The sequence below is a fragment of the Melioribacteraceae bacterium 4301-Me genome (assembly GCA_041538185.1).
Taxonomy (GTDB): Bacteria; Bacteroidota; Ignavibacteria; order Ignavibacteriales; family Melioribacteraceae; genus Pyranulibacter; species Pyranulibacter aquaticus.
Map to the genome: position 1 here is coordinate 679,135 of JBGORM010000001.1, position 22,850 is coordinate 701,984.

The following is a 22,850-nucleotide window of genomic DNA, read 5'->3' on the forward strand; positions in this document are numbered from 1 at the left end:
ATTAAACCATACAACAAATATTTAGACTAATCAATACTTATAGCCTTTTACTTCATCTTCAGTAAATTCAACCCCTAACCCAAGCGCTACGCGATTAACAAAGTTAAAATAGCCAATTATTAAATTTGCCATAAGTATATCTTCGTCATTCCAATCAAACTTTTTAAGATTGTCAATGGTTTCTTGAGTAATTGAATTTGGATTTGCCGTAAGATTAAAAGCATAATCGAGCAAAATTTTAATTTTGGGAGAAAAATCTATACTTCGAAAATCATTTATAAACTGCAGTAATTTATTGCTATCCTTCCAATAAAAATTAAGAGCCTCAGCATGATGATTAATACAATAATCACATTTGTTAGCCACAGAAACAACTACAGCCATCATTTCTCTCAGTTCACGAGATAAATTCGACTTACTAAACATAATAGATTTATAAAATTCCATGTGTTTAATCATTGTATCGGGTAATAAACTATGAATTTTCATTATGTTGGAAAGTTTACCGCGAGAAGATTTTATTTCTTCATAGGCAGTTTTTAGTTTGCCTTCTGCTTCAGCTTCATCGATTATCCTTATAAAGGGCACTTTAAACCTTGTTTATTTTTTTTAACAATCTATTTTTATCTATATCGCCGTATGAAAATAATTTATCGTCAATTAACAACGCTGGCGTTATAAAAATCTTTTTATTACGCAAGGAATTAATGTGAACCGTTTCAATATTCAGAAATGGGTAATTGGCTTTAATTAGTTCGAGTAAACTTTGAGCTCGTTTGCACGCTTCACAATTATCCGAAATGATTAGTCGTAATGTCATATATTTTTTTACAGCAAAAATCACAAAAGCCCACAATTATTTCTGTCAAATTATTGACAATTACTTGTAAATATATTTTTTCAGCTCAGAAATGTTATTAATTATAAGCTTATTTCTATCAAAATCGATAACTTTTTTCTCTCTTAATTCTGTAAGAAAATAGTTAACAGTTTGACGAGAACAAGCCGTCAATTCACCAATTGTTGAATGTTTCAAGAAAGGCTTAATAAATATTTGATCACCTATTTTTTTGCCATACTTTTCAGCATATCTTATAATAAACGAAACTATTCTTTGTTTGGAATCTTTAAATATTAGGTCTTCTATTCTTTCCGAAAAACTCCTCAGTTTAAGTCCAATTATCTTAGTTAATCTAAGATTCAATTCGGGATTTTTTTCAATGAATGACGCAAGGTCATTTTTATCAATTGCACATATAAGAGATGGCTCCAACGTAACAGCGTAGTCGGTTCTTTGTCCCTCATCCAAATACGCCATTTCTCCAAAAATCTCACCAGGATTGATTATAGTTAATATTTTTTCGCTGCCATCATTGAGATATTTTGTAATTTTTACTCTGCCTGTCTTAAGAAAGTAAATATTTTGGGACGGCTCCTCAGCAAAATAAATTGGCTCATTAGCCTTAGTTTCTTTATCAGTAATCATTTTGTTTAATTCAATCATCTTATTCTTATCTAAATTGCTAAACAGATTAAAATTTTCTAAATACCATAATCTTGACTTTTCAGGCATATTACTAACCAATTATTTTGGAATTTTACAATTCAATATAACTAAAAGCATTAAAAAGATTAACAATATTTTCTTCATTTCTGTCCAAAATAATTTATATCAATGGACTTATCGATACTTAGCACCATATCTGTCTATAGATATTTTAGTGTGGTCTAGAAAGTAAGATTTTCCGCCAGAATACGGCGGACAAGTTGAAAAATAGAACACCGACAACACAAACCTGTCTGCGCAGTCAGGTTTTAACGTACCCGCCTGCCAAAGTACTTTGTACGGCGGGCAGGCCTGTCTACCGATAGGAAGATTTTCATAGCCTGCCTGCTGAACGAATTCATCGGAAAGCAGGATTATATAATTAAAAAATTACTTCCTGCAAGGTGGTGAATTCTCATTAGACAGCCCCTAACAAAATCTATAGGATTTGAAGGATAATAATTAACATAAAACTACGAAGGAGTGAAATTATTGTAGAGGTAAAAAATAAAAACATCACCAAAACCCCAAAGGGGTGGCATCATTATAGGAAATATAAATCCATATATGCCAACAAAACCCCGAAGGGGCAATGCTGTTAGGTTAAGGAGGAGAAAAAAATCATAAATCAATAACATCACTAAACTCTGAATTTGTAATACCAATATTTGGAAATAATTGTGTTTATGTTATAATAATGTCATCCCTTCGGGATTTTACTTGTCTGCGACAAGCCATGATAAATATCTTAACTCATCTCCCAACCGTCATCAGAATTCGACGAAGTCTGTCGACCTTCTTTTTCAATGAAAAGATACGATTTCTCTTTATTTTCAAAATCCTTCTCTTTTTAGAACCTGACTGTCGACAAAGGTAGCAAGAGATTTAGTGTGAATTTTGTAACATGTGTTGACATTTTTACACAGCCCCATAAAGCTTCTGAGAATTGTTATTTTAACATTATCATAATTCCGTTAGGGATTGAATATTTTTAGAATTTTTATAACCTCATGAATTCAAAGTCCCTTAGAGGGACGCAATAGGTTTTATCAAAATAAACTTGTTCGATGCGGCAATAGTAATAGTAAAGATATTCATCTTCTTTAATTTGAATCGAAGTTAGTGTATATTAGTGTAGTTCTTATATCAATTTTGCGACCGTTGTTCAATCCGCCTTCGGCGGACGAGTTCTTACGTTTTTTGCTTGATTGCTATTATTGTCTTTGTTTACATGAAAATTTTTGTGACTGTAGTTCAACTGGGCAAAGCATGTTGACGGAGTTCATCCCGCTAAAAGCGGAAGATCACATTCTAAGTTCTTCACATATTGTTATGCGCCCGTAGCTCAATTGGATAGAGCATGTGACTTCGGATCACAGGGTTGAGGGTTCGAATCCTTCCGGGCGTACAAATGTTACTTTTACACTTAGACTAACAAATAAACCTGTTCTACTCTCCCCTTTCTAAAATTAAATATATCTATTTACTTTATTTATCATTGCTGTCAGAAATAATTTTGAAATCAAATTCCGAAGGGATGAATTACAAATAAATTTAGAAAACTTCATGATTTTGGACTATTCTACTTGTCTTGTAAATCAATCCCTATCTCGTCCCTACGGGACTTTTAACTTCAGTTTGATATTTATTTATTCTATAACTATATAATCCCTAAAGGGATTACATTGGTTTATGCATAATCAAAGCTTTATTGTCCCCTCAGGACAAAATATTTATAGGATAAAGAACAAAGAAATAGATTAAGTCCATTTAGGGACGAAATAAAAAATGTATTGGACAGATATGTTATTTATATTAGTCAAATAATAAAATTATGATTGTCCATTATTCTTCAAACTTTCTTCAGATTTTTAATTTAGCTTAAGGTATGAAGATTTTATTAATCGAAGACGAAAAGGACCTTGCCAAATCAATTGTAGATTTTTTATGCAGAGAAGAATTTGTTATTGACGCTGTACATAATTATGCAGACGCTTACGAAAAAATTAACCTTTACGAATACGACTGTGCATTGATTGATATTATGTTACCTGGTGGCTCTGGCTTAAATTTGGTTACAAAGTTTAAGGAAATCCAGCCTAAGTGCGGCATAATAATTATTACTGCCAAAAATACCATTGACGATAAACTAACAGGACTAGAACTTGGTGCGGATGATTATATTACTAAGCCATTTCATCTTGCAGAATTAAATGCAAGAATAAAATCAGTTTTAAGAAGAAGATTTTTTGATGGAAACAACAAAGTAGTTATAAATGAAATTTCAATTGATACTGAAACAAGAACAGTTTCTGTAAACAATAAAAATGTTGAGTTAACTAAAAGAGAGTACGATATTCTTTTGTTTTTTGTTAGCAATAAGGAAAGGGTTCTAACAAAAGAATCAATCGTTGAACACATCTGGGGAGATGATGCAAATGCTTTTGATAATTTTGATTTTGTTTACACACACATTAAAAACCTTCGCAAAAAGCTTATAGAGCAAGGTGCGAATGATTACATCAAATCTGTTTATGGAATCGGATATAAGTTTACATTAAAATGAAATTGATAAATAAAATAAGTGTTTATTTTCTTGCTAGTTCTCTTATGATTTTTGTAGTTATCTCTTTAGGAATTTATTTACTATTGGGGAAAGCAGTAGAAAAAGAAATTGACGAGCAATTATCTAAGATATATGACGAAGTAGTTCGCGAAATAAAAAACGGCAAACAAACCAGCTTCTATCCTTTTGTTCAGGTTGATTCAATTAATACTTCTGAAGATGCAATGGGTTTTAGCGATGTCCAAATTTTTAATAAAGAGGAAAATGAAACTGAGCCATTCAGACAATTAACTTCATTCGCAAGCATCAATGGGAAGAATTATAAAATAATTGTACGCACCTCTTTAATTGAAAAAGAAGATATTCTTACTTCCATTTTAACTATTACCCTTTTAGCCTTTTCGTTATTTGTAATAATCTTGTTTTTTATGAACAAGACTTTATCCCAGAAAATCTTTAAAGATTTTTACGATTCTCTCAAAAGGATTGAAACTTTTTCAGTAAAAGAAAATTCACCTATTGTACTAAAAAAATCTGACATTGAAGAATTTAAAAAACTAAACGAATCAATTTCTTTTCTCTCTGAAAAAGCAATCAACGAATATCGCAGTTTAAAAGAATTTTCTGAGGAAACAAATCACGAGCTGCAAACACCAGTGTCTGTAATAAAATCCAAACTTGAGCTTTTAATTCAAAACAGTTTACTAAGCGAAAATGATTATCACTTACTTGAGACAATATTAAAGAACTTAAATAAGCTGGAAAAAATTAGTAAGTCACTCTTATTGTTAAATAAACTCGAGCACAAAGAATTATTTGAAGAAAATTGTCTTAATCTTTCCGATGAAATAAATTCAGCATTAAAGGACAATACTGATTTTATTGAATCGAAAGAACTAATGCTTGATGTAACATTAGACAAAAATACAAACTTAATTGCTGACCAATCTTTAATAAATATTTTACTAAGCAATCTGATATCAAATGCGATTAAACACAATCACCATAAAGGTAAATTAATTATTCAATTAAGCAATAATAAATTGACAGTTTCAAATACAACTGAAATCAAAGATAAAATTCCAGCAAAATTTTTTGATAGATTTTACAAAAGCAACAATTCAGATTCTGTGGGACTAGGATTGACAATCGCAAAAAAGATTTGCGATTTGTATGGATTTGTGATCACGAACCAATTTTCTGATAACTTTTATAGCGTGATGGTTGAGTTCAATAAGACAAAATTTTCATTGCAAGAACGATAATCTGATGTAATCTAAAACAATACAAAAGATTCATAAATAATTCTATTGGTAAAACAAATGAAAGTCAGAACAATTCTATTAATATTTTTATCATCAATGAATCTCTTTGCACAACATAATTTAGAATCTTATATCAACTCAGCTTACCGGAACAATCCAGCAATTAAAGAACAAAAGGCTCAACTAAATATTAACAACTTGCAGAGGGAACTGGATTACGCACAAAATTCCGGATTCCAAATGTATATGTCAGCCAATTATCTCTTCGTTCCCTACTTTAACAACAAAGGTGGAATTTTATCAACAAACCCTGATGTAAATGCAATTGGCTATGATATAGGAATAACTAACGGCGGATTGTATTCAGCTCAATTTAATATCGAGAAAAATATTTTTAACGGTGCTTTGCTCAATGCTCTTGAAAGACAAAGAATGATTTCAGCAATAACTGCAGAAAATAATATTGAGTTATTAAAAAGAGATTTGCGTAAACAAGTTACTGACCAGTACCTTCAAACATATTCATCCTTCCAGCTATATAAAATGTCAAATGAATTAATCACTTATTTAACCAACCAATTAAAGATTCTTGGCGAACTTGTTGAAAGTGGAATGGCAAAGCAATCAGATTACCTACTGTTATCTGTAGAACTTGAGAATCAAAAAATTTCCATAAATGATTATTACTCACAATTCCTTTCTAATTTGTTTGAATTAAATTCATTATGTGGAATTAAAGACAGCAGTGTTGTCGAATTGGAGCCGGTTTCACTCATGCTTCAAAGTAAAAAATTAAGTTCTGCTGTCCTTAAAAAATTTGAATTAGATAGCCTTGCAGTTGAAAATCAGCAAAGAGTTTTCGAAACAAGATATCAGCCACAAGTTTCATTGTTTTTCAATACTGGGCTAAATGCAGTTGAGTTAACTAATATTCAAAGAAAATTTGGATTGAGTGCGGGAATAAATTTTTCACTTCCGATTTATGACGGCAATCAACGATCGATTACTCGGCAGCAAGTAAGAGTTTCTATAGAAACGATAAATAATTACAAATCGAATTTCGCAATTCTTCTTGACAATCAGAAAAGCTCAGCGTTAAAGAAAATTGAGAGCCTAAAGAACAACTTGGAAAACCTTTCCAAACAAATCGAAAGTTATAATACGATTATAAAAATATCAGAACAGGAATTAAGACAGGGACAACTTTCTATGATTGAATATCTGACAATACTTAAAAACTTTACAGACCTTAAGAAAAACAAGATAGTTGCAGAAATAAATTATCAACTTGAAATCAACAATTATAATTACTGGAATTATTGAAATGAGAAAATCAATTTTAAGAAGCAGATTATTTCGCTTCGCCAGCCTTACCTTTTGGCAGGCTCATAATAATAATACAGGACTGTCATTGCAAAGGCGAAACCCGAAGCAATCTCAAAACTTTTTGTTGTTAATTACATTGCTCATCCTTTTAATATTTATTGTTTCCTGTTCAAGCGATACAAAAACAACACAGACAGAGATATTAGGCACACCAGTAAAAGTTGCAAATCCATCTAAAGCATCCCTAACTGAATATATGAGTTTTAATGCAAATACTGTTTTTCTGAAAAAAGAAATTGTGCGTTCAACATTTCAAGGTTTCATTCAGAAAGTATACAAGAATATTGGTGATTATATAAAAGCTGGTGATGTAGTTTTTCAAATAATCACCAAAGAAGCTTATGCAACAGATAGTCTAAGAGTGAAATTAAGTGACGAAGTCTTTAGCGGCATAGTAAATATCAAATCAAAAACAAGCGGAATTTTAACAGAACTAAATTACAATGTTGGTGATTTTGTTTCCGATGGTGAACAGCTGGCTGTAATTTCAAATCCAAATTCTCTTGCTGTGTTATTAAATGTCCCATATCAGCATATTTCTAAAATTAAGCTTAAGTCAAGTTGCATTTTAATTTTTCCAAATGGCAAGAAAGTAGAAGGAATTATTGCCAAGTCATTGCCAAGTGTTGATCCTGTATCACAAACTCAAACCTTTTTGATTGATTTTAACGATGGAAATATTATCCCAGAAAATCTTAATCTCGAAGTAAAGATTTCTATTAATGTTATAAAAAATGCAGTTGTGTTGCCAAAATCAGCAATCCAAACCAATGAAACCCTTACAAATTTTTGGATAATGAAAATGATAAACGATTCAACTGCAGTTAGGACAAAAATTATAAAAGGGATTGAGAATGATAGTCTGGTACAAATTATTAATCCCAAATTATCATTAACAGATAAAATTATAATTGATGGTGCTTATGGACTGCCGGATACCGCAAAGGTGATTGTGAAATAGTTATTGCGAGGGCGATAGCCCGAAGCAATCCATAAAGAAGAACAGATTGCTTCGCTTCATTTCATTTCGCTCGCAATGACTGCGCTGAACTGTAGTTGCGAGGAGCGAAGCGACGAAGCAATCTAAAATAAACAAACATTGTTTATGGACAAGAAATATTTTGTATACATAATGACAAACAAAAACAACACAGTATTATACACTGGAGTTACAAATAATCTTGTTCGTAGAGTTTATGAACACAAAGAAAAATTAATTGAAGGATTTACTAAAAAGTATAACTGTACAAAATTAGTTTGGTATGAAATATATACCGATGCTTACAGCGCAATTTCGCGTGAGAAACAAATTAAAGCAGGATCAAGAAAAAAGAAATTAGAACTAATTAATTCTTTGAATCCTGAGTGGAAAGATTTATACTATGAAATATTATGAGATTGCTTCGTCCCGACAAGTCGGGACTCGCAATGACCAAGTGTGTGGAATCGTCATTGCGAGGGCGATAGCCCGAAGCAATCCATAAAGAAGAACAGATTGCTTCGCTTCATATCATTTCGCTCGCAATGACTGCACTGAACTGTCATTGCGAGGAGCAGAGCGACGAAGCAATCTAAAAAGTGAAAGGGATTGCTTCACTTCGTTCGTAATGACTACATTGAACTGTCATTGCAAGGAGTGAAACGACGAAGCAATCTAAAATAAAATTTATTAAGGTAAAGAACTATGAACACCTTCTACACAAAATTTAAAAGCCCAATAATTGTCATACTTTTTATTATTCTCATTGGTGGATTTTTTTCACTATCAAATATTAAGTCTGGACTGTTCCCCGATATTACTTTCCCCAAAATCAAAATTATTGCAGATAATGGGCAGCAGCCAGTTGATAAAATGATGGTTACAGTCACAATCCCTCTTGAAAATGCAATAAAAAAAGTTCAGGACCTAAATTTAATTCGCAGTACAACAAGTCGTGGCAGCTGTGAAATTTCCGCTTTCCTGAATTGGAATACAAACATTGATTTGGGTAAACAGCGTATTGAAGCTCAGATTAACGCAATCAAACAACAGCTTCCCCCGGATGTAAATATTACGATTGAAAAAATGAATCCTTCAATTCTGCCTGTAATGGGTTTTTCGCTTGAAGGCGATGGCAAAAGCCAAATTGAATTAAGACAAATAGCCGAGTATACAGTTAAACCTTTCTTGTCGCGTGTAAAAGGTGTATCAGAAATTGCGGTAATTGGAGGGAAAATAAAAGAGTATCATATAATTTTTGATCCAGTAAAACTTAGTCAGCTTGGCATTACACCAAAAACCATTTCAGAGGTATTAGCTCAGTCAAATATTATTTCATCGACTGGATATATTAAAGATTATAACCGCTTATATCTAACAATAACTAATGCAGCTATAAATACAAAAAGCGAATTGGAAAACACGATTATAACCAACTCGCCTAAACGAGTCATAAAGTTAAGTGACATTGCAAAAATTGAGATTGGTGAATTGAAAGAATATATAAAAATAAATGCAAATGGTAAAAATGTTCCATTAGTAGCTGTTTTAAAACAACCGAATTCAAATTTAATTGAAGTTGTTGATAGTGTGAAATCGCAAATAAAACAGTTAAGTAAAATATTGCCCAAAGGAGTTATACTAAAACCGTTTTATAATCAAGCTGATTTTGTCAATGATTCAATCAAAAGTTTAAAGGACGTCCTTTGGGTTGGGCTTTTACTAGCAATAATTGTTACAATAATTTTTCTTCGTTCGTTAAAGGGAAGCACTGTAATTTTAATTACTATCCCAATTACACTAAGCTTAACTCTCACAATTTTATATGCGATGGGTTACACATTTAACATTATGACTATCGGTGCAATTGCAGCAGCTATTGGATTGATTATAGATGATGCTATAGTAGTTGTGGAACAGATTCATCGTATGCACGAAGAAAATCAAAATTTAAGCTCAAATGAACTTGTCACAATGGCAATAAAATTTCTTCTTCCCGCGATGGTTGGTTCATCTTTAAGTACAATTGTAATTTTTCTTCCCTTTGCTTTGATGAGTGGTGTTGCCGGTGCATACTTTAAAGTTCTTACAGATACAATGATTATCACATTAATATCATCATTCTTTGTTACCTGGATTGGATTGCCGGTAGTTTATCTTTTACTTTCTCGAAAAGGGCATTCAATTAAACCTAAACCGAAGGATAAAAATAAAACCGGTTGGGTTTACTTTTTTATTAAGCGTCCGTATATCGCAATAAGCATAATTGTGATATTAATTTTTCTTGCATACTTTTTACTGCCAAAGCTGCCTTCCGGTTTTTTACCTGAGATGGATGAGGGTTCAATTGTTCTTGATTATTCAAGTCCGCCGGGAACATCACTCGAAGACACCGACAAGATGTTGCAATATGTTGATAATGTGCTAAATACAATTCCGGAAGTTGAATCTTTCTCAAGAAGAACAGGAACACAAATGGGTTTTTTTATCACCGAACCAAATCGTGGTGATTATCTTATTCAATTAAAGAAAAAAAGAAATAAAACCACCGCACAGGTTTCAGATGAGATAAGAAGTAAAATTGAAACCGCACTCCCTTCGCTTCGTGTTGATTTTGGTCAGGTAATTACTGATATGCTTGGTGACTTAATGAGTTCAGTGCAGCCAATTGAAATAAAAATTTTTGGTGATGACAAAACGACTCTTTATAAATTGGCAAATGATGTTGCTAATGTTGTTCAAAACACTAACGGCACAGCAGATGTATTTAATGGAATTACAATCGCTGGTCCAGAGTTAACTTTTGACCCTAATATTGCTAAGCTAAGTCAATATCAATTAACTCCGCAAGATTTTCAATTTCAAATGCAAACTAAAATTAAAGGTAGTGTTGTTGGTTCAATATTGGAAAAAAACCGTATGGTTGATATCAGAATGATTGAACAGAAAAAAGACAGAACAATAAATGAGCTGAAAAATACTACAATATTTATTCCCGATGGAAGATTAAAACCTATTGATGAGTTTGCTAATTTCAGATTAACAAGCGGAGTTGCAGAAATTGAGCGAGAAAATCTAAAACAAATGGTTGCAGTTACAGCAAGATTGAACAATCGTGATTTGGGCAGTACACTTGCCGATATTCAAAAAAATATTTCATCAAAAATAAATTTGCCTCAAGGTTACCAAATTGTTTATGGCGGCTCTTACGCTGAGCAGCAACAAGCCTTCAAAGAATTGATAATTATTCTTCTTTTGGCAGTATTATTGGTATTTACAGTAATACTTTTTTTGTTTAGAAAAATTCGTGCTGGTCTTGCAATAATATTTCTTTCTGTTCTTGGTATAAGCGGAAGTGTGCTTGCACTTTTTTTAACCGGTACACCGTTAAACGTAGGAAGTTATATTGGACTGATTATGATTGTTGGAATTATAGGAGAAAATTCTATTTTTACTTACAAGCAGTTTTCAGAAGCAAAACAAATTGGAATGGAAAAAAACGATGCAATTGCATATTCAATATCTATCAGACTTCGTCCAAATTTAATGACTGCGCTTGGGGCAATAACAGCGTTGTTCCCGCTTGCACTTGGCATCGGAAGCGGAGCGCAGCTTCATCAGCCATTAGCAATTGCAATTATAGGCGGATTTATAGCCGCTGTACCGCTATTAATAATTGTGTTGCCAACTATTCTAGTATTGATTGAAAGAGAATAAATATGAAATATTGTTTTATATTCTTTATAATTTTCTCGTTAGAAGTTTCTGCTCAAATCAATTTTAAAATTTCAATAAGAGATTCTGTTACTAATGAACCGCTTGTGGGTGCAAATATATTTGTAAAGAATTCTAATACTGGAGCAACAACTAATTTAAATGGGATTGCACTTTTAAAGTTACCTAAAGGCAAAAGTGACTTATTGATTTCATATATCGGCTATAAAGCTAAAGAAATTGAAGTGCAAATTGGGACAAGCGATTCAATAAAAAATGTAATTGTTCTACTTTCGCCGACGAGCATTAATTTACAGCAAGTAACAGTTACAACGTCAAGAATTAATTCTTTCATTAATGATAGTCCGCAACGAATAGAAATTCTGGGAACGGAAGAATTACACGAAAAGACAATAGAAAATCCGCCGAATATTTCTGAAATGTTATCAGAATTATCGGCGGTACAGGTTGTGCAGACATCATCATTAAGCGGAGCAACAAATTTCAGAATACTTGGTTTAAGTGGTCAGTATACTCAAATTCTTAAAGATGGTTACCCGCTGTTTGGTGGTCTATCGCAGGATTTTGCACTAATTCAAATCCCACCTTTAGACCTTGCTCAAATAGAAATTATTAAAGGGGCTTCTTCTACTTTTTATGGTAATGGAGCTTTAACAGGTATCTTAAATTTAATTTCAAAAGTACCTGAGGAAAAGTCCAATACTAAATTTCTATTTAATATTACCAGTTTCAGCGGTATTGATGCGGGTGCATTTTACTCAAGTCCAAAAGCAAAAACTGCTTTTACTCTACTTACTCAATACGATTACACGCCTCCAAAGGATTTAAACAGAGACGGCTTCACAGAAATTTCCAGGCTGCACAAATTTAATATTGAACCAAAAATATTTTATCAATTCAACGAAAAAAGTAACTTAAAAATAACCGCTTCGTTTCTTTATGACGAACGACTTGGCGGCGATATAGCAGCAATAAATTCTTCACCTTCTCCAACTCATAGTTTTATTTTGAAATCGGCATCTAATCGTTTCTCTTCAGGAATTGACTATCAATATTTACTAGATAAGGAAAACACAATTAAAATTAAAAGTGGAATATCTTTGTTTGATTTATCAATTAACTCTATGAAAACACTTTTCAAAGGAAAACAAACCCTTAGTTTTTCAGAAATTTCTTATTCTAATAACTCACCAAAAAATAAATTCACTGCAGGTTTAAGCTTGGCAACCGATAATTTAACAGAGGACAAATATTCTACCTTTAGTATAAACAACCAATCCCAATCACAAATCGGTCTTTTTTTTATTGATAATATAAAATTAAACGATGCAATTAATCTGGAAGCAGGATTACGTTATGAACATATTAATACAATGAATGATTTTCTTCTTCCTACCGCAGCTGCAATATACAAACCTATTAAAAATTTTTATGTACGGTTTAACTATGGAACCGGCTATCGAATTCCTTCACCAATCTCTTATTTGAATGAAATTGAAGGAACTACAACTGAAAGTACTAAAATTTATAAGCCGACAGGAGAGGAGTATTCAAAAAGTTATTCACTAGATTGTAATTATAATTTTACTTTTTCCAACAATTTCTTTTTGAAACTAAACCAGACCTTTTTTGCAGTTAAGATTAATAATCCGTATCAAAAATCACTTAACGATAGTAACCAATATAATCTTATAACTCAAGCAGCACCTTTAGAAAGCTATGGAACGGAAACAAACTTACGTTTTGGACTTGAGGATGTTAATTTTTTCGTAGGTTTGTCATATTTAAAAACTGTTAGAAAATATTATAACAATTCTCTTTTACCGTTAACCCCGAAATTCAAAATCGTCTCTATTCTGCAAATTGAAAATGAAAACTTCTGGGAGTTAGACTTAGGAAATATTTATATGGGAAGTCAATATTTAGATAGTGGAGAAAAGATATTACCCTTTGCAACATTCGAGGCGATGTTAAAAATTAAGTTTGGTTATTTTGACTTTATTCTCAATTGTGAAAACATTTTTAACTTTACCCAGTCCGATAGAGAACCACTTGTATTCCCCCCATATCAAGACCCAAGATTTGCCGAAATATGGGGACCAATCGAAGGAAGAAAATTTAATATAGCACTTGTTTTTTCTAAGTAATCGAGAACCCATTAATTATTTTTTGTAAAAAATCACTACTGGCAGCATAAACCAATTTTTAGATAATAAATTACTTAATACCCACTTCAGAATTACTTTAGAATCACTTATTATCTTTATATGGTAAAGAAATAATTATCAACAAAAAAAGGAGATTAAAAATGAAAGCGAAAAATCTTTTAATAGCATTTCTATTTTTTTCTTTCACTGCTTTTGCACAGCAGGTAAACATCCCAAAAGCTGCAAAAGACTCATTTTCAAAACTATATCCAAAGGCAACTGAAGTTAAATGGGATAAAGAAAAACAGGGTTACGAAGCCAGTTTCAAATTGAACGGGAAAGATATGTCTGTTATTTTCGATAAAGAAGGAAAAGTTGTGGAAACTGAAACCGCTATTGAGATTTCTCAGTTACCAAAAGGTGTAGAGAAATATGTAATGGATAACTATAAGGGATTTAAAATTACCGGTGCTGCTAAAATTATTAAAGCAAATGGCGAAGAGTTATTCGAGGCTGAGATAACTAAAGGAAAGAACAGTAAAGATTTATTGTTCGATAAGAATGGAAAAGCTGAGAAGAAGGATGTGAACAAAGAAAAAGAAAATGAAAGCGAAGACAAAGAAGACGAAGACTAACTTTTGTGTGAAAACTAACAGCTTAACAAGCTTTGATTCTTTGTGGATTTTTACTCGATAAAGATTCTGGTGCAGATGAAATATAAATTTTTCATCATTTCTTGCTTAATTAAATGATTAAAACTATTTTTTCAAAGTATTTTTTGAACGTTGCCGAAGTGGCGGAATTGGTAGACGCGCTGGACTCAAAATCCAGTGAGGCTTTAAACCTCGTGCCGGTTCGACTCCGGCCTTCGGTACTAATTCAAGGAAAAAGATAAAAGTAAAAAGTAAAAAGATAAAAGATGCTAGTAAAAAGAAAGAGAAATATCTAACGCCTTGTATGAGTAAGGAATTCCTAAAAATATCCTTAAACCTCGTGCCGGCCTGTCTACCGACAGGTAGATTCGACTCCGGCCTCCGGTACTTATTCAAGGAAAAAGATAAAAGTAAAAAGTAAAAAGATAAAAGATGCTAGTAAAAAGAAAGAGAAATATCTAACGCCCTGTATGAGTAAGGAATTCCTAAAAAATATTCTAACCTGCAACTACCTACATATAGGTTTGACCTCAACCCTCAGTTTTAATTCAAGGAAAAAGATAAAAGTAAAAAGATAAAAGATGCTAGCAAAAAGAAAGAGAAATATCTAACGCCTTGTATGAGTAAGGAATTCCTAAAAATATCCTTAAACCTCGTGCCGGCCTGTCTACCGACAGGTAGATTCGACTCCGGCCTCCGGTACTAATTCAAGGAAAAAGATAAAAGTAAAAAGTAAAAAGATAAAAGATGCTAGTAAAAAGAAAGAGAAATATCTAACGCCCTGTATGAGTAAGAAATTCCTAAAAATATCCTTAAACCTCATGCCGGCCTGTCTACCGACAGGTAGATTCGACTCCGGCCTTCGGTACTTATTCAAGGAAAAAGATAAAAGTAAAAAGTAAAAAGATAAAAGATGCTAGTAAAAAGAAAGAGAAATATCTAACGCCCTGTGTGAGTAAGCAATTCCTAAAAAATATTCTAACCTTGCAACTATCTACATATAGGTTTGACCTCAACCCTCAGTTTTAATTCAAGGAAAATGATAAAAGTAAAAAGATAAAAGATGTTAGTAAAAAGAAAGAGAAATGTCTAACGCCCTGTGTGAGTAATGTATAAGCGAATTATCATATTCATTTTAAAAAAATTAATGAATAAGCACGATTTTCATTATTTTAACACTGTAAAGCAATAAATATAACATACAAAAAATATATGAGCATATTCAAAACCTTACTTAGTAAATGGCATAGTATATCAGTAGAGAAAAAAATAATTGCTACTTGGTTAATTTCTTTATGTGCAATAGTTATACTAAGCAGCATACTTTATTTCTCAAAACAAGAACTTTACAAGAGTTCAAAAGTTGTTACTGATAATGCAAAACTTCGCTCTGAAACACAAGCTATACTAAAAACACTTCAGAAGCTTGAGATATATAGTAAGAATTATTTAATAGCAGGCAGCAAAAAAGATTCGATTAATTATTTTTCAAATCTCGATTCTCTTTTGAGCAATTTAAGGAAATTAGAAGCACTTATTAACAATAATCCAAGATTCTTAAAGTTTTTCACTCCACTTGCAGAAACAATTCGGAAACAATTGTATAAATTAAATCATCTGTCTTTTTCACTGAACCACTCAGAAGTAATGGATTTAGAAGTAATACGCTTAGAGGAAAATGTCTATAAAAAATTAGATAATTATTGGCAAATGTTAGACGATGAAGAAGAAAAAGCGGCTTTAGAACAAATTCAATCTCTTCAGTATAAGGTAAATAAAAACTTAACCTACTTCGTAATACTTATTTTAATCTATATTATTCTTTTAACAACATTGTTTATTGTAATTATTCTTGATGTAAGAAAAAGAAGGAAATTAGCTGTTGAAATAGCACGAAGCAAGAATGAACTTGAAACCATAATTAATACTGCTCCAGCTCTTATTTATGTGAAAAATTTAGAAAGAAAATTTACACTTGTAAATACATCTTTCCTTCATTTTTTTAATATAACAAAAGAAAAAATTCTTTCGCAAACCAATGAAGATTTGATTAGTAAAAATGACAGATGGCTCGCTGATGAAGAAGATAATGCTATTATAGAAAATAAAATTACATTAAATAACATTGAAAGAGAGATTCAGCTTTATAATGGAATTAAACGTTGGCTCAACATAAATAAAGCTCCGCTTATTGATGAAAATAATGAAGTAATAGGAATTGTCGGTGTTATGGATGACATCACCCAAAGAATAGAATTTCAAAACTCTTTATTGGAAAGTCAAAGAAAACTTGAGGAAGTCAACAATCAAAAAGATAAACTCTTTTCTATTGTTGCTCATGATTTACGCAGTCCATTTTACAGCTTACTAGGCTTTACACAACTATTACGAGACGAGTTTGACAATACACCTGACGAAGAAAAAAAAGAATATATTGATAATATTGCAGTCTCACTAAAGAACCTCTTAGCATTAATTGACAATTTGCTTACATGGGCACGTATTAACATGAACAAAGTAAATTTTGAACCTGACATAATATATTTAGATTATGTCATCAAGAAAGTAATTGATTCATTAAAATTTGCAGCCCATCAAAAATCTATATCCATAATAAATAATTGTCCACCAGAACAAAAGGTATATGCTGATTCCAATATGATTGAAACTGTAATCCGAAACCTTGTTTCCAATGCTATAAAATTTACACATGAGAATGGGAAAGTTGAAATTAATGTTAAAGATCAGAAAGAGAATATTTTAATAGAAATTAAAGATAATGGCATAGGCATGGATGAAACTTCTTTATCTTCTCTTTTTCAAAATAATTCTAATCGTTCTTCAAGTGGTACAAAAAATGAGCAAGGTACTGGACTTGGTTTAATAATATGTAAAGAATTCATAGAAAAGAACAACGGAAAATTAAATATCCAAAGTAAAGTTGGCGAAGGCTCTACTTTTTCGTTTACATTACCTAAAAATAATAATCAACAGATTTTATAATTAAGAGAAAAATAGTTATAATGTTATTTGCTGAACATGTTTATAAATTTATGTATTCAGCTTTGCAGGAAGCTGAAAAAGCATTAAATGAGGACGAAGTTCCTGTAGGTGCAATTGTTGTTTATAACAATAAAATTATTGGCAGAGGATATAATCAAACAGAGAGATTAAAAGATTCTACAGCACATGCTGAAATGTTAGCTCTTACCGCTGCTTCTAACAATTTGGGTAATAAATTTTTAACCGAATGTGACTTATATGTAACAGTCGAGCCATGCATTATGTGTACAGGCGCTATTCTTTTATCAAGGATAAAAAATCTATACTTTGCTGCGTTCGAACCTAAATTTGGAGCATGTGGAAGCTTATACAACTTGGTAGATAATTCTTTTTACAATCATAAAGTAAATGTATATTCTGGCATTTACTCTGATGAATCGAAAAAGCTGCTTGCTTCTTATTTTAAGAGAAAAAGAACAACCAATTTTTACTATCCACTTTAAAAAAATCTATATCTAAAAACAATCTATCTCAAAGTTTGCGATGTGTGTAAGTATTAATTAATTTTACAGAAAGCAAAATTATAATGGAAATCATTTTTAAAACCTAATAGCAGTCAAAAGTTCTATGAATATTATCATATTTGGAGCCCCAGGCGTAGGCAAGGGAACTCAAGCTAAAATTTTATCTCAGAAGTTAAATATTCTTCACATTTCCACCGGCGATATTCTTAGAGATGCAATTAAGAATCAAACTGAGCTTGGTAAAAAAGCAAAGGAGATTGTTGATAAAGGTGAACTAGTGCCCGATGAAATTGTTGGTGAAATTGTAAAAGAAACTATTAGAAGTCCTAAATGCAAAAATGGATTTATACTTGATGGATTTCCTAGAAATATTCATCAAGCCAAAATACTGAGTTCCATTTTAAATGAAATCTCAAATTCTGAACCAGTTATCATCAAACTTGTTGCTAATGATGACGTAATTGTTAAACGTCTTTCCTCTCGCTTAATTTGCAGTAAATGCGGAAATATCTTAAATGAAAATGAAGTAAGTGATAATTTTATTTGCCCAGTCTGCAAAGCAAAAAATAGTTATTATCGCAGAAGTGATGATGAGGAAAGTGTAATTAGAAAAAGGTTAGCAATTTATCATCAAACAACAGCGCCGGTTTTAGACTATTATCAAAACAAAGCAAGAATAATAGAAGTTGACGGTACCCTTTCTATCGAAGATGTTACAAAAGAAATCTTGAATAAACTAGAATAACATCATCACTAGTGTTTTATTACAAAATAATGGTCTAAGGAGTATTCTCATTAAAAAATTAGTTAAAATTATTCATGCCGAAGTGTTGTTAAAAGATAAATTCTGTTATAGTTTTGTTGCAATTTCTGAATATGATATAGTATCATTTCAACAGTTTTTCTCAAATGAAGGCTTTGCAAATGAGCACTGCTGTCCAAAATAATTTTGAAATCAAATCCCGAAGGGATGAATTACCAAATAAATTTAGAAAACTTCAAGATTTTGGACTATTCTACTTGTCTTGTAAATCAATCCCTATCTCGTCCCTACGGGACTTTTAACTTCAGTTTGATATTTATTTATTGTATAACTATATAATCCCTAAAGGGATTACATTGGTTTATGCATAATCAAAGCTTTATTGTCCCCTCAGGACAAAATATTTATAGGATAAAGAACAAAGAAATAGATTAAGTCCATTTAGGGACGAAATATATTGGACAGATATGCAAATGAGTGTCATATCAAGAAAGTAATTTTATAAAAAAGAAAAATAATTATAGTTTTTCTTCTTCTTTCTTTTTCAAAATTACTTTGACAGCTTTGCCGTTTTCGAGTTTAATTATTTTTGTATCAAATTTTCTTACTAAATCATAATTATGAGTTGCAAACAAAACTGCAGTACCTCGTGAATTAATTTTCTTTAAAATATCTAAAATTTCTTGGGCTGTCTCAGGATCTAAATTACCGGTTGGTTCATCAGCTAAAATTAAAAGAGGTTCATTTATTATTGCTCTGGCAATTGCAACTCTTTGTTGCTCACCACCGGAAAGTTCTTTTGGCATATTGGTCTGTTTATGTGTTAAACCAACTTCCGATAGCGCATGGTAGACTTTCTTTTTAATTATCTTACGTGGACAGCCAGTGACTTGCAGAACAAAAGCTAAATTATCATAAACTGTTCTGTCTTCAAGCAATTGGAAATCCTGAAAAACAATTCCTAATTTTCTTCTGAGATATGGCAAGTCTTTGGTCTTTATTGTTTCGGAGGAGAACTTATCGAATTGAACATAGCCTGATTGTGGAAGCAAATTCATGTAAATCAGTTGAAGCAAGGTTGATTTACCTATACCGCTTTTGCCAATCAGAAAAACAAACTCACCTTCATTAATCTGAAGATTCAAGTCAGTGAAAACTGGCTGGTTATAGTACTTAAAATCGACATGTGAAAAAGTAAGCATCAAAAGTCCTTTTTCTTTAGTACAAGCTGCACCCTTTCAGAGTTGTCATTACCATGATTAAATGAAAAAGCATCATAACATGCAGTTACATATAGACCTTCGGTCTCTGCTAATTTATAATAAACTTTTAGTGGATAAATTTTCTCTTTGTGAATTTCCTGAACAGTTAAACCATTTTCAAATGTTAATTCAAAAATATTGTAATGAATTCTAGTCTGCTCTTTGTATTTACTAATTTGTTTATAATGAATCCCGTTAAACTTCCCTTTTCTGTTCAGATATTTCTGATATCTTTTACTATTATTTTCAAGGCTAACATCAAAAGTAAAATATCCATAATCAGATAAAACTTTATTCACTTGATTAAACATTCGTTTTAATTGTGTTGTGTTAGTTAAATAATTAACACTATCAAAAATTGAGAATACAATATCGAACTTAGTTCGAAATGGCAGCATGGTCATATCACAGCAAACAAGCATTCTCTCAGGTGTCTCAAAATTTTTTAACATTTCCAATGAAATGTCGGAATAAATAATATTATTAAATTTTTTTTCAAGGAAACGAGATACTTTACCTGTACCACTGGCCAATTCTAAAATACGAGGTTGTTCAAAACCAAAACTCTCAAACAAATCAATTAAATATTTAGCCCAATTTTTATAGTCTACCGACCTCATTAAATATGAATAAATTTTTGCTAAAGAAGTATAAGGTTTTTCAATTTTTACTGTCATTTGGATTGGCAATAATAATTTTGTTGCTTCGATTTGCATAAATTTTTTCAGCCCAGTTTAGTGCAGAAGAGAGGCTGGAGTTATTAGCAATATTTTTGCCTGCAATATCAAAGGCTGTGCCGTGGTCAGGTGATGTTCTTATAATAGGCAACCCAGCAGTAAAATTTACACCTTTGTAAAAATTTATCATTTTAAATGGGATTAAAGCTTGGTCGTGATACATAGCTAATACAGCATCGAAGTTGTTAATTTTTTTTGTGCCAAAAAAGGCGTCGGGCACAAATGGTCCCTCAGCAAAATCAAATTTTTTAATGGCAGGATGGATAATATTAATTTCTTCTTTCCCAATATTTCCTTCTTCTCCAGCATGAGGGTTCAAACCAAGAACAGCTATTTTTGGCCTTTGAATATTAAAATCTTTCCTTAGTGAATCATAAAGAATTCTAACTGCAGCCGTTACTCTTTTTTTTGTAATTAATTTACTAACGCGAAATAAAGGAACATGAACTGTTACCAATCCAGCTTTCAATTGATCAGAAAGAAAAAGCATCAGATAATTTTTTTTATTTGACCATTTAGCTAAAAGCTCTGTATGACCAGAAAAATTTTGACCCGAAAGTTTAATAGCTGTTTTAGAAATTGGATTTGTAATTAGTGCATTGCATATCTTCAACTCATAAACAGAATTAAATGCATGTTTCAAAGATTGAAAGCTTGCTTCGCCCGATTGGCGTGTTGGAAAGCCAGCATTAATTTCATAATTGCCAATATTAATTATAGAAACTAACTCTGGCTTTTCACTACTTTTATAAATTGAATCAACAATTTCAAAAGGAAAATTTGGCTTTATAGAGCTACATATTTTTTCAAATGAATTTTTTGGTGAGAAATAATAGATTTTTCTTTTTTCTGGGTCATAGCATTCGTTAAAAGTTTTTATTGATATTTCTGGTCCTATTCCATTAATATCGCCGCATGTAAATGCTAATCTTATCATCTATCAACTATTCATACTTAACATAAATTCTTTGTTATTTTTCGTACCCTTTAATTTGTCCAACAAAAATTCCATAGCTTCAATAGGGTCGAATTCACTTAAAATTTTTCTCAAAATCCAGACTTTATTCAGTTCATCTTCTTTCAATAACAGTTCTTCTTTTCTTGTACTAGATTTATTAACATCAATTGCTGGAAAAATTCTTCTATCGGCAAGGTTTCTATCAAGTACCAATTCCATATTGCCAGTTCCTTTAAACTCTTCAAAAATAACTTCGTCCATTCTGCTACCTGTATCAATTAAAGCTGTGCCAATAATAGTAAGACTTCCGCCATCTTCTGTATTTCGAGCCGAGCCGAAAAATCTTTTAGGTTTATGTAGAGCTTGGGAATCAACTCCACCAGAAAGTATTCTTCCGCTGTGTGGAATTACAGTATTGTGTGCTCGAGCCAGACGTGTAATACTATCTAACAAAATCATAACATCATCGCCGGCTTCAACCATTCTTTTTGCTTTTTCGATCACCATATTTGCTACTTGAACGTGTCTTTCAGCTGGCTCATCAAAAGTCGAGCTAATTACTTCAGCTTGAACTGAGCGTTGCATGTCCGTTACTTCTTCGGGCCTTTCATCTATTAGCAACATAATAATTTTAACTTCGGGATGATTTCTTGTAATTGAATTAGCAATCTTTTGCAATAAAACAGTCTTACCTGCTTTAGGCGGAGAAACTATTAGGCCTCTCTGTCCTTTACCAATCGGAGCCAACAGGTCAACTATTCTCATGGAATATTCACCGGGAGATGTTTCTAATTTAAGTCTTTTTGTAGGATAGATTGGTGTAAGATTGTCAAATAAAGTTCTTTCTCTTATCTCCTCTGGGTCTTTCCCATTAACAGCTTCAACGCGTAAAAGGGCGAAAAACCTTTCCCCTTCTTTTGGCGGTCTAACTTGTCCGCTAACAAAATCGCCAGTCCTAAGACTAAACCTTTTTATTTGAGAAGGTGAAACGTAAATATCATCTGGCGATGGCAAATAATTATAATCAGCCGAACGTAAGAAACCATATCCATCGGCTAAAACTTCAAGGACGCCTTTTGAAAAAGTTAGCCCGTCTTTTTGCGACTGAGCTTCAAGGATTTTAAAAATAAGTTCTTGTTTACGAAGGTCGCTGTAACCTGTTAGTCCAAATTCTTTGGCTATCTTGTACAGGTCAACAATCTTCTTAGATTGCAGTTCTGAAATATCCATTGGCATAATAAATTCCTAAGAATTGTGAATAATTACTATTTGTTTATACGAGGCCACTCACTTTTGGGGCAATAATTAGACTTTTTTTCTTTGATT

At 31.9% G+C, this 22,850-nt stretch carries 18 protein-coding genes and 2 tRNA genes; 13 read left to right on the plus strand and 7 right to left on the minus strand.

Annotated features, from left to right (window positions below; genetic code table 11):
* Positions 1-30 precede the first annotated feature (30 nt).
* From ABRY23_03010 to ABRY23_03020, 3 genes are read right to left on the minus strand one after another with little or no spacing between them, the layout of a single operon-like run.
* Positions 31-588, minus strand: coding sequence for a peroxidase-related enzyme (locus tag ABRY23_03010; GenBank protein MFA3782018.1), 558 nt, complete (start codon positions 586-588; stop codon positions 31-33).
* 1 nt (position 589) lies between these two features.
* Complete coding sequence (locus ABRY23_03015; GenBank protein ID MFA3782019.1) at positions 590-820, minus strand: thioredoxin family protein; 231 nt, start codon at positions 818-820, stop codon at positions 590-592.
* A 60-nt stretch (positions 821-880) separates the two neighbouring features.
* Positions 881-1,573 carry a Crp/Fnr family transcriptional regulator gene (locus ABRY23_03020; protein ID MFA3782020.1) on the minus strand — a complete coding sequence of 231 codons (693 nt, stop codon included), beginning with the start codon at positions 1,571-1,573 and terminating at the stop codon, positions 881-883.
* Between the two features lie 1,307 nt (positions 1,574-2,880).
* Between ABRY23_03020 and ABRY23_03025 the strand changes: the two genes are divergently transcribed.
* The 13 genes from ABRY23_03025 to ABRY23_03085 all read left to right on the plus strand — a co-directional run bounded on the left by ABRY23_03025 (position 2,881) and on the right by ABRY23_03085 (position 18,549).
* Positions 2,881-2,954: transfer RNA gene (locus ABRY23_03025), tRNA-Arg, on the plus strand.
* 480 nt (positions 2,955-3,434) lie between these two features.
* A complete protein-coding gene (locus ABRY23_03030; GenBank protein MFA3782021.1) occupies positions 3,435-4,112 on the plus strand; it encodes a response regulator transcription factor in 678 nt (225 codons plus the stop codon).
* Positions 4,109-5,377, plus strand: coding sequence for a sensor histidine kinase (locus ABRY23_03035; GenBank protein MFA3782022.1), 1,269 nt, complete (start codon positions 4,109-4,111; stop codon positions 5,375-5,377). Before ABRY23_03030 ends, ABRY23_03035 begins: the two co-directional genes overlap by 4 nt.
* A gap of 57 nt (positions 5,378-5,434) precedes the next feature.
* Positions 5,435-6,700, plus strand: a complete 1,266-nt coding sequence (locus tag ABRY23_03040) for a TolC family protein (protein MFA3782023.1) — start codon at positions 5,435-5,437, stop codon at positions 6,698-6,700.
* A gap of 1 nt (position 6,701) precedes the next feature.
* Positions 6,702-7,724, plus strand: coding sequence for an efflux RND transporter periplasmic adaptor subunit (locus ABRY23_03045; GenBank protein MFA3782024.1), 1,023 nt, complete (start codon positions 6,702-6,704; stop codon positions 7,722-7,724).
* 144 nt (positions 7,725-7,868) lie between these two features.
* The gene (locus ABRY23_03050; GenBank protein ID MFA3782025.1) at positions 7,869-8,159 is read left to right on the plus strand and encodes a GIY-YIG nuclease family protein; all 291 of its coding nucleotides are present in this window, start codon (positions 7,869-7,871) and stop codon (positions 8,157-8,159) included.
* Positions 8,160-8,447: 288 nt separating this feature from the next.
* Positions 8,448-11,459 (plus strand): efflux RND transporter permease subunit, encoded by a 3,012-nt coding sequence (locus ABRY23_03055; GenBank protein MFA3782026.1) that lies wholly within the window; start codon positions 8,448-8,450, stop codon positions 11,457-11,459.
* 2 nt (positions 11,460-11,461) lie between these two features.
* Positions 11,462-13,624, plus strand: coding sequence for a TonB-dependent receptor domain-containing protein (locus ABRY23_03060; protein ID MFA3782027.1), 2,163 nt, complete (start codon positions 11,462-11,464; stop codon positions 13,622-13,624).
* Positions 13,625-13,785: 161 nt separating this feature from the next.
* Complete coding sequence (locus ABRY23_03065; protein MFA3782028.1) at positions 13,786-14,259, plus strand: PepSY-like domain-containing protein; 474 nt, start codon at positions 13,786-13,788, stop codon at positions 14,257-14,259.
* A gap of 152 nt (positions 14,260-14,411) precedes the next feature.
* Positions 14,412-14,498: transfer RNA gene (locus ABRY23_03070), tRNA-Leu, on the plus strand.
* Positions 14,499-15,489: 991 nt separating this feature from the next.
* Positions 15,490-17,280: an ATP-binding protein gene (locus ABRY23_03075; protein ID MFA3782029.1), complete on the plus strand. Its 1,791-nt coding sequence runs from the start codon at positions 15,490-15,492 to the stop codon at positions 17,278-17,280.
* A 20-nt stretch (positions 17,281-17,300) separates the two neighbouring features.
* Positions 17,301-17,783, plus strand: coding sequence for a tRNA adenosine(34) deaminase TadA (gene tadA / locus ABRY23_03080; protein MFA3782030.1), 483 nt, complete (start codon positions 17,301-17,303; stop codon positions 17,781-17,783).
* A 124-nt stretch (positions 17,784-17,907) separates the two neighbouring features.
* Positions 17,908-18,549: an adenylate kinase gene (locus ABRY23_03085; GenBank protein ID MFA3782031.1), complete on the plus strand. Its 642-nt coding sequence runs from the start codon at positions 17,908-17,910 to the stop codon at positions 18,547-18,549.
* Between the two features lie 536 nt (positions 18,550-19,085).
* Here ABRY23_03085 and ftsE read toward each other — a convergent pair.
* The 4 genes from ftsE to rho are packed head-to-tail and all read right to left on the minus strand — an operon-like array spanning position 19,086 to position 22,754.
* Positions 19,086-19,769, minus strand: a complete 684-nt coding sequence (gene ftsE / locus ABRY23_03090; GenBank protein ID MFA3782032.1) for a cell division ATP-binding protein FtsE — start codon at positions 19,767-19,769, stop codon at positions 19,086-19,088.
* The gene (locus ABRY23_03095; protein ID MFA3782033.1) at positions 19,769-20,506 is read right to left on the minus strand and encodes a class I SAM-dependent methyltransferase; all 738 of its coding nucleotides are present in this window, start codon (positions 20,504-20,506) and stop codon (positions 19,769-19,771) included. The genes ftsE and ABRY23_03095 overlap by 1 nt, the downstream gene beginning before the upstream one ends.
* Positions 20,490-21,503 (minus strand): 4-hydroxythreonine-4-phosphate dehydrogenase PdxA, encoded by a 1,014-nt coding sequence (pdxA, locus tag ABRY23_03100; protein MFA3782034.1) that lies wholly within the window; start codon positions 21,501-21,503, stop codon positions 20,490-20,492. The genes ABRY23_03095 and pdxA overlap by 17 nt, the downstream gene beginning before the upstream one ends.
* A 3-nt stretch (positions 21,504-21,506) precedes the next feature.
* Positions 21,507-22,754 (minus strand): transcription termination factor Rho, encoded by a 1,248-nt coding sequence (rho, locus tag ABRY23_03105; GenBank protein ID MFA3782035.1) that lies wholly within the window; start codon positions 22,752-22,754, stop codon positions 21,507-21,509.
* Positions 22,755-22,850 lie beyond the last annotated feature (96 nt).

Excerpts from the sequence above, each read along its gene's own strand:
- ABRY23_03015 (MFA3782019.1), bottom strand. The coding sequence starts at position 820 with ATGACATTACGACTAATCATTTCGGATAATTGTGAAGCGTGCAAACGA.
- ABRY23_03020 (MFA3782020.1), bottom strand. The coding sequence starts at position 1,573 with ATGCCTGAAAAGTCAAGATTATGGTATTTAGAAAATTTTAATCTGTTT.
- ABRY23_03030 (MFA3782021.1), top strand. The coding sequence starts at position 3,435 with ATGAAGATTTTATTAATCGAAGACGAAAAGGACCTTGCCAAATCAATT.
- ABRY23_03035 (MFA3782022.1), top strand. The coding sequence starts at position 4,109 with ATGAAATTGATAAATAAAATAAGTGTTTATTTTCTTGCTAGTTCTCTT.
- ABRY23_03040 (MFA3782023.1), top strand. The coding sequence starts at position 5,435 with ATGAAAGTCAGAACAATTCTATTAATATTTTTATCATCAATGAATCTC.
- ABRY23_03045 (MFA3782024.1), top strand. The coding sequence starts at position 6,702 with ATGAGAAAATCAATTTTAAGAAGCAGATTATTTCGCTTCGCCAGCCTT.
- ABRY23_03050 (MFA3782025.1), top strand. The coding sequence starts at position 7,869 with ATGGACAAGAAATATTTTGTATACATAATGACAAACAAAAACAACACA.
- ABRY23_03055 (MFA3782026.1), top strand. The coding sequence starts at position 8,448 with ATGAACACCTTCTACACAAAATTTAAAAGCCCAATAATTGTCATACTT.
- ABRY23_03060 (MFA3782027.1), top strand. The coding sequence starts at position 11,462 with ATGAAATATTGTTTTATATTCTTTATAATTTTCTCGTTAGAAGTTTCT.
- ABRY23_03065 (MFA3782028.1), top strand. The coding sequence starts at position 13,786 with ATGAAAGCGAAAAATCTTTTAATAGCATTTCTATTTTTTTCTTTCACT.
- ABRY23_03075 (MFA3782029.1), top strand. The coding sequence starts at position 15,490 with ATGAGCATATTCAAAACCTTACTTAGTAAATGGCATAGTATATCAGTA.
- tadA (MFA3782030.1), top strand. The coding sequence starts at position 17,301 with ATGTTATTTGCTGAACATGTTTATAAATTTATGTATTCAGCTTTGCAG.
- ABRY23_03085 (MFA3782031.1), top strand. The coding sequence starts at position 17,908 with ATGAATATTATCATATTTGGAGCCCCAGGCGTAGGCAAGGGAACTCAA.
- ftsE (MFA3782032.1), bottom strand. The coding sequence starts at position 19,769 with ATGCTTACTTTTTCACATGTCGATTTTAAGTACTATAACCAGCCAGTT.
- ABRY23_03095 (MFA3782033.1), bottom strand. The coding sequence starts at position 20,506 with ATGACAGTAAAAATTGAAAAACCTTATACTTCTTTAGCAAAAATTTAT.
- pdxA (MFA3782034.1), bottom strand. The coding sequence starts at position 21,503 with ATGATAAGATTAGCATTTACATGCGGCGATATTAATGGAATAGGACCA.
- rho (MFA3782035.1), bottom strand. The coding sequence starts at position 22,754 with ATGGATATTTCAGAACTGCAATCTAAGAAGATTGTTGACCTGTACAAG.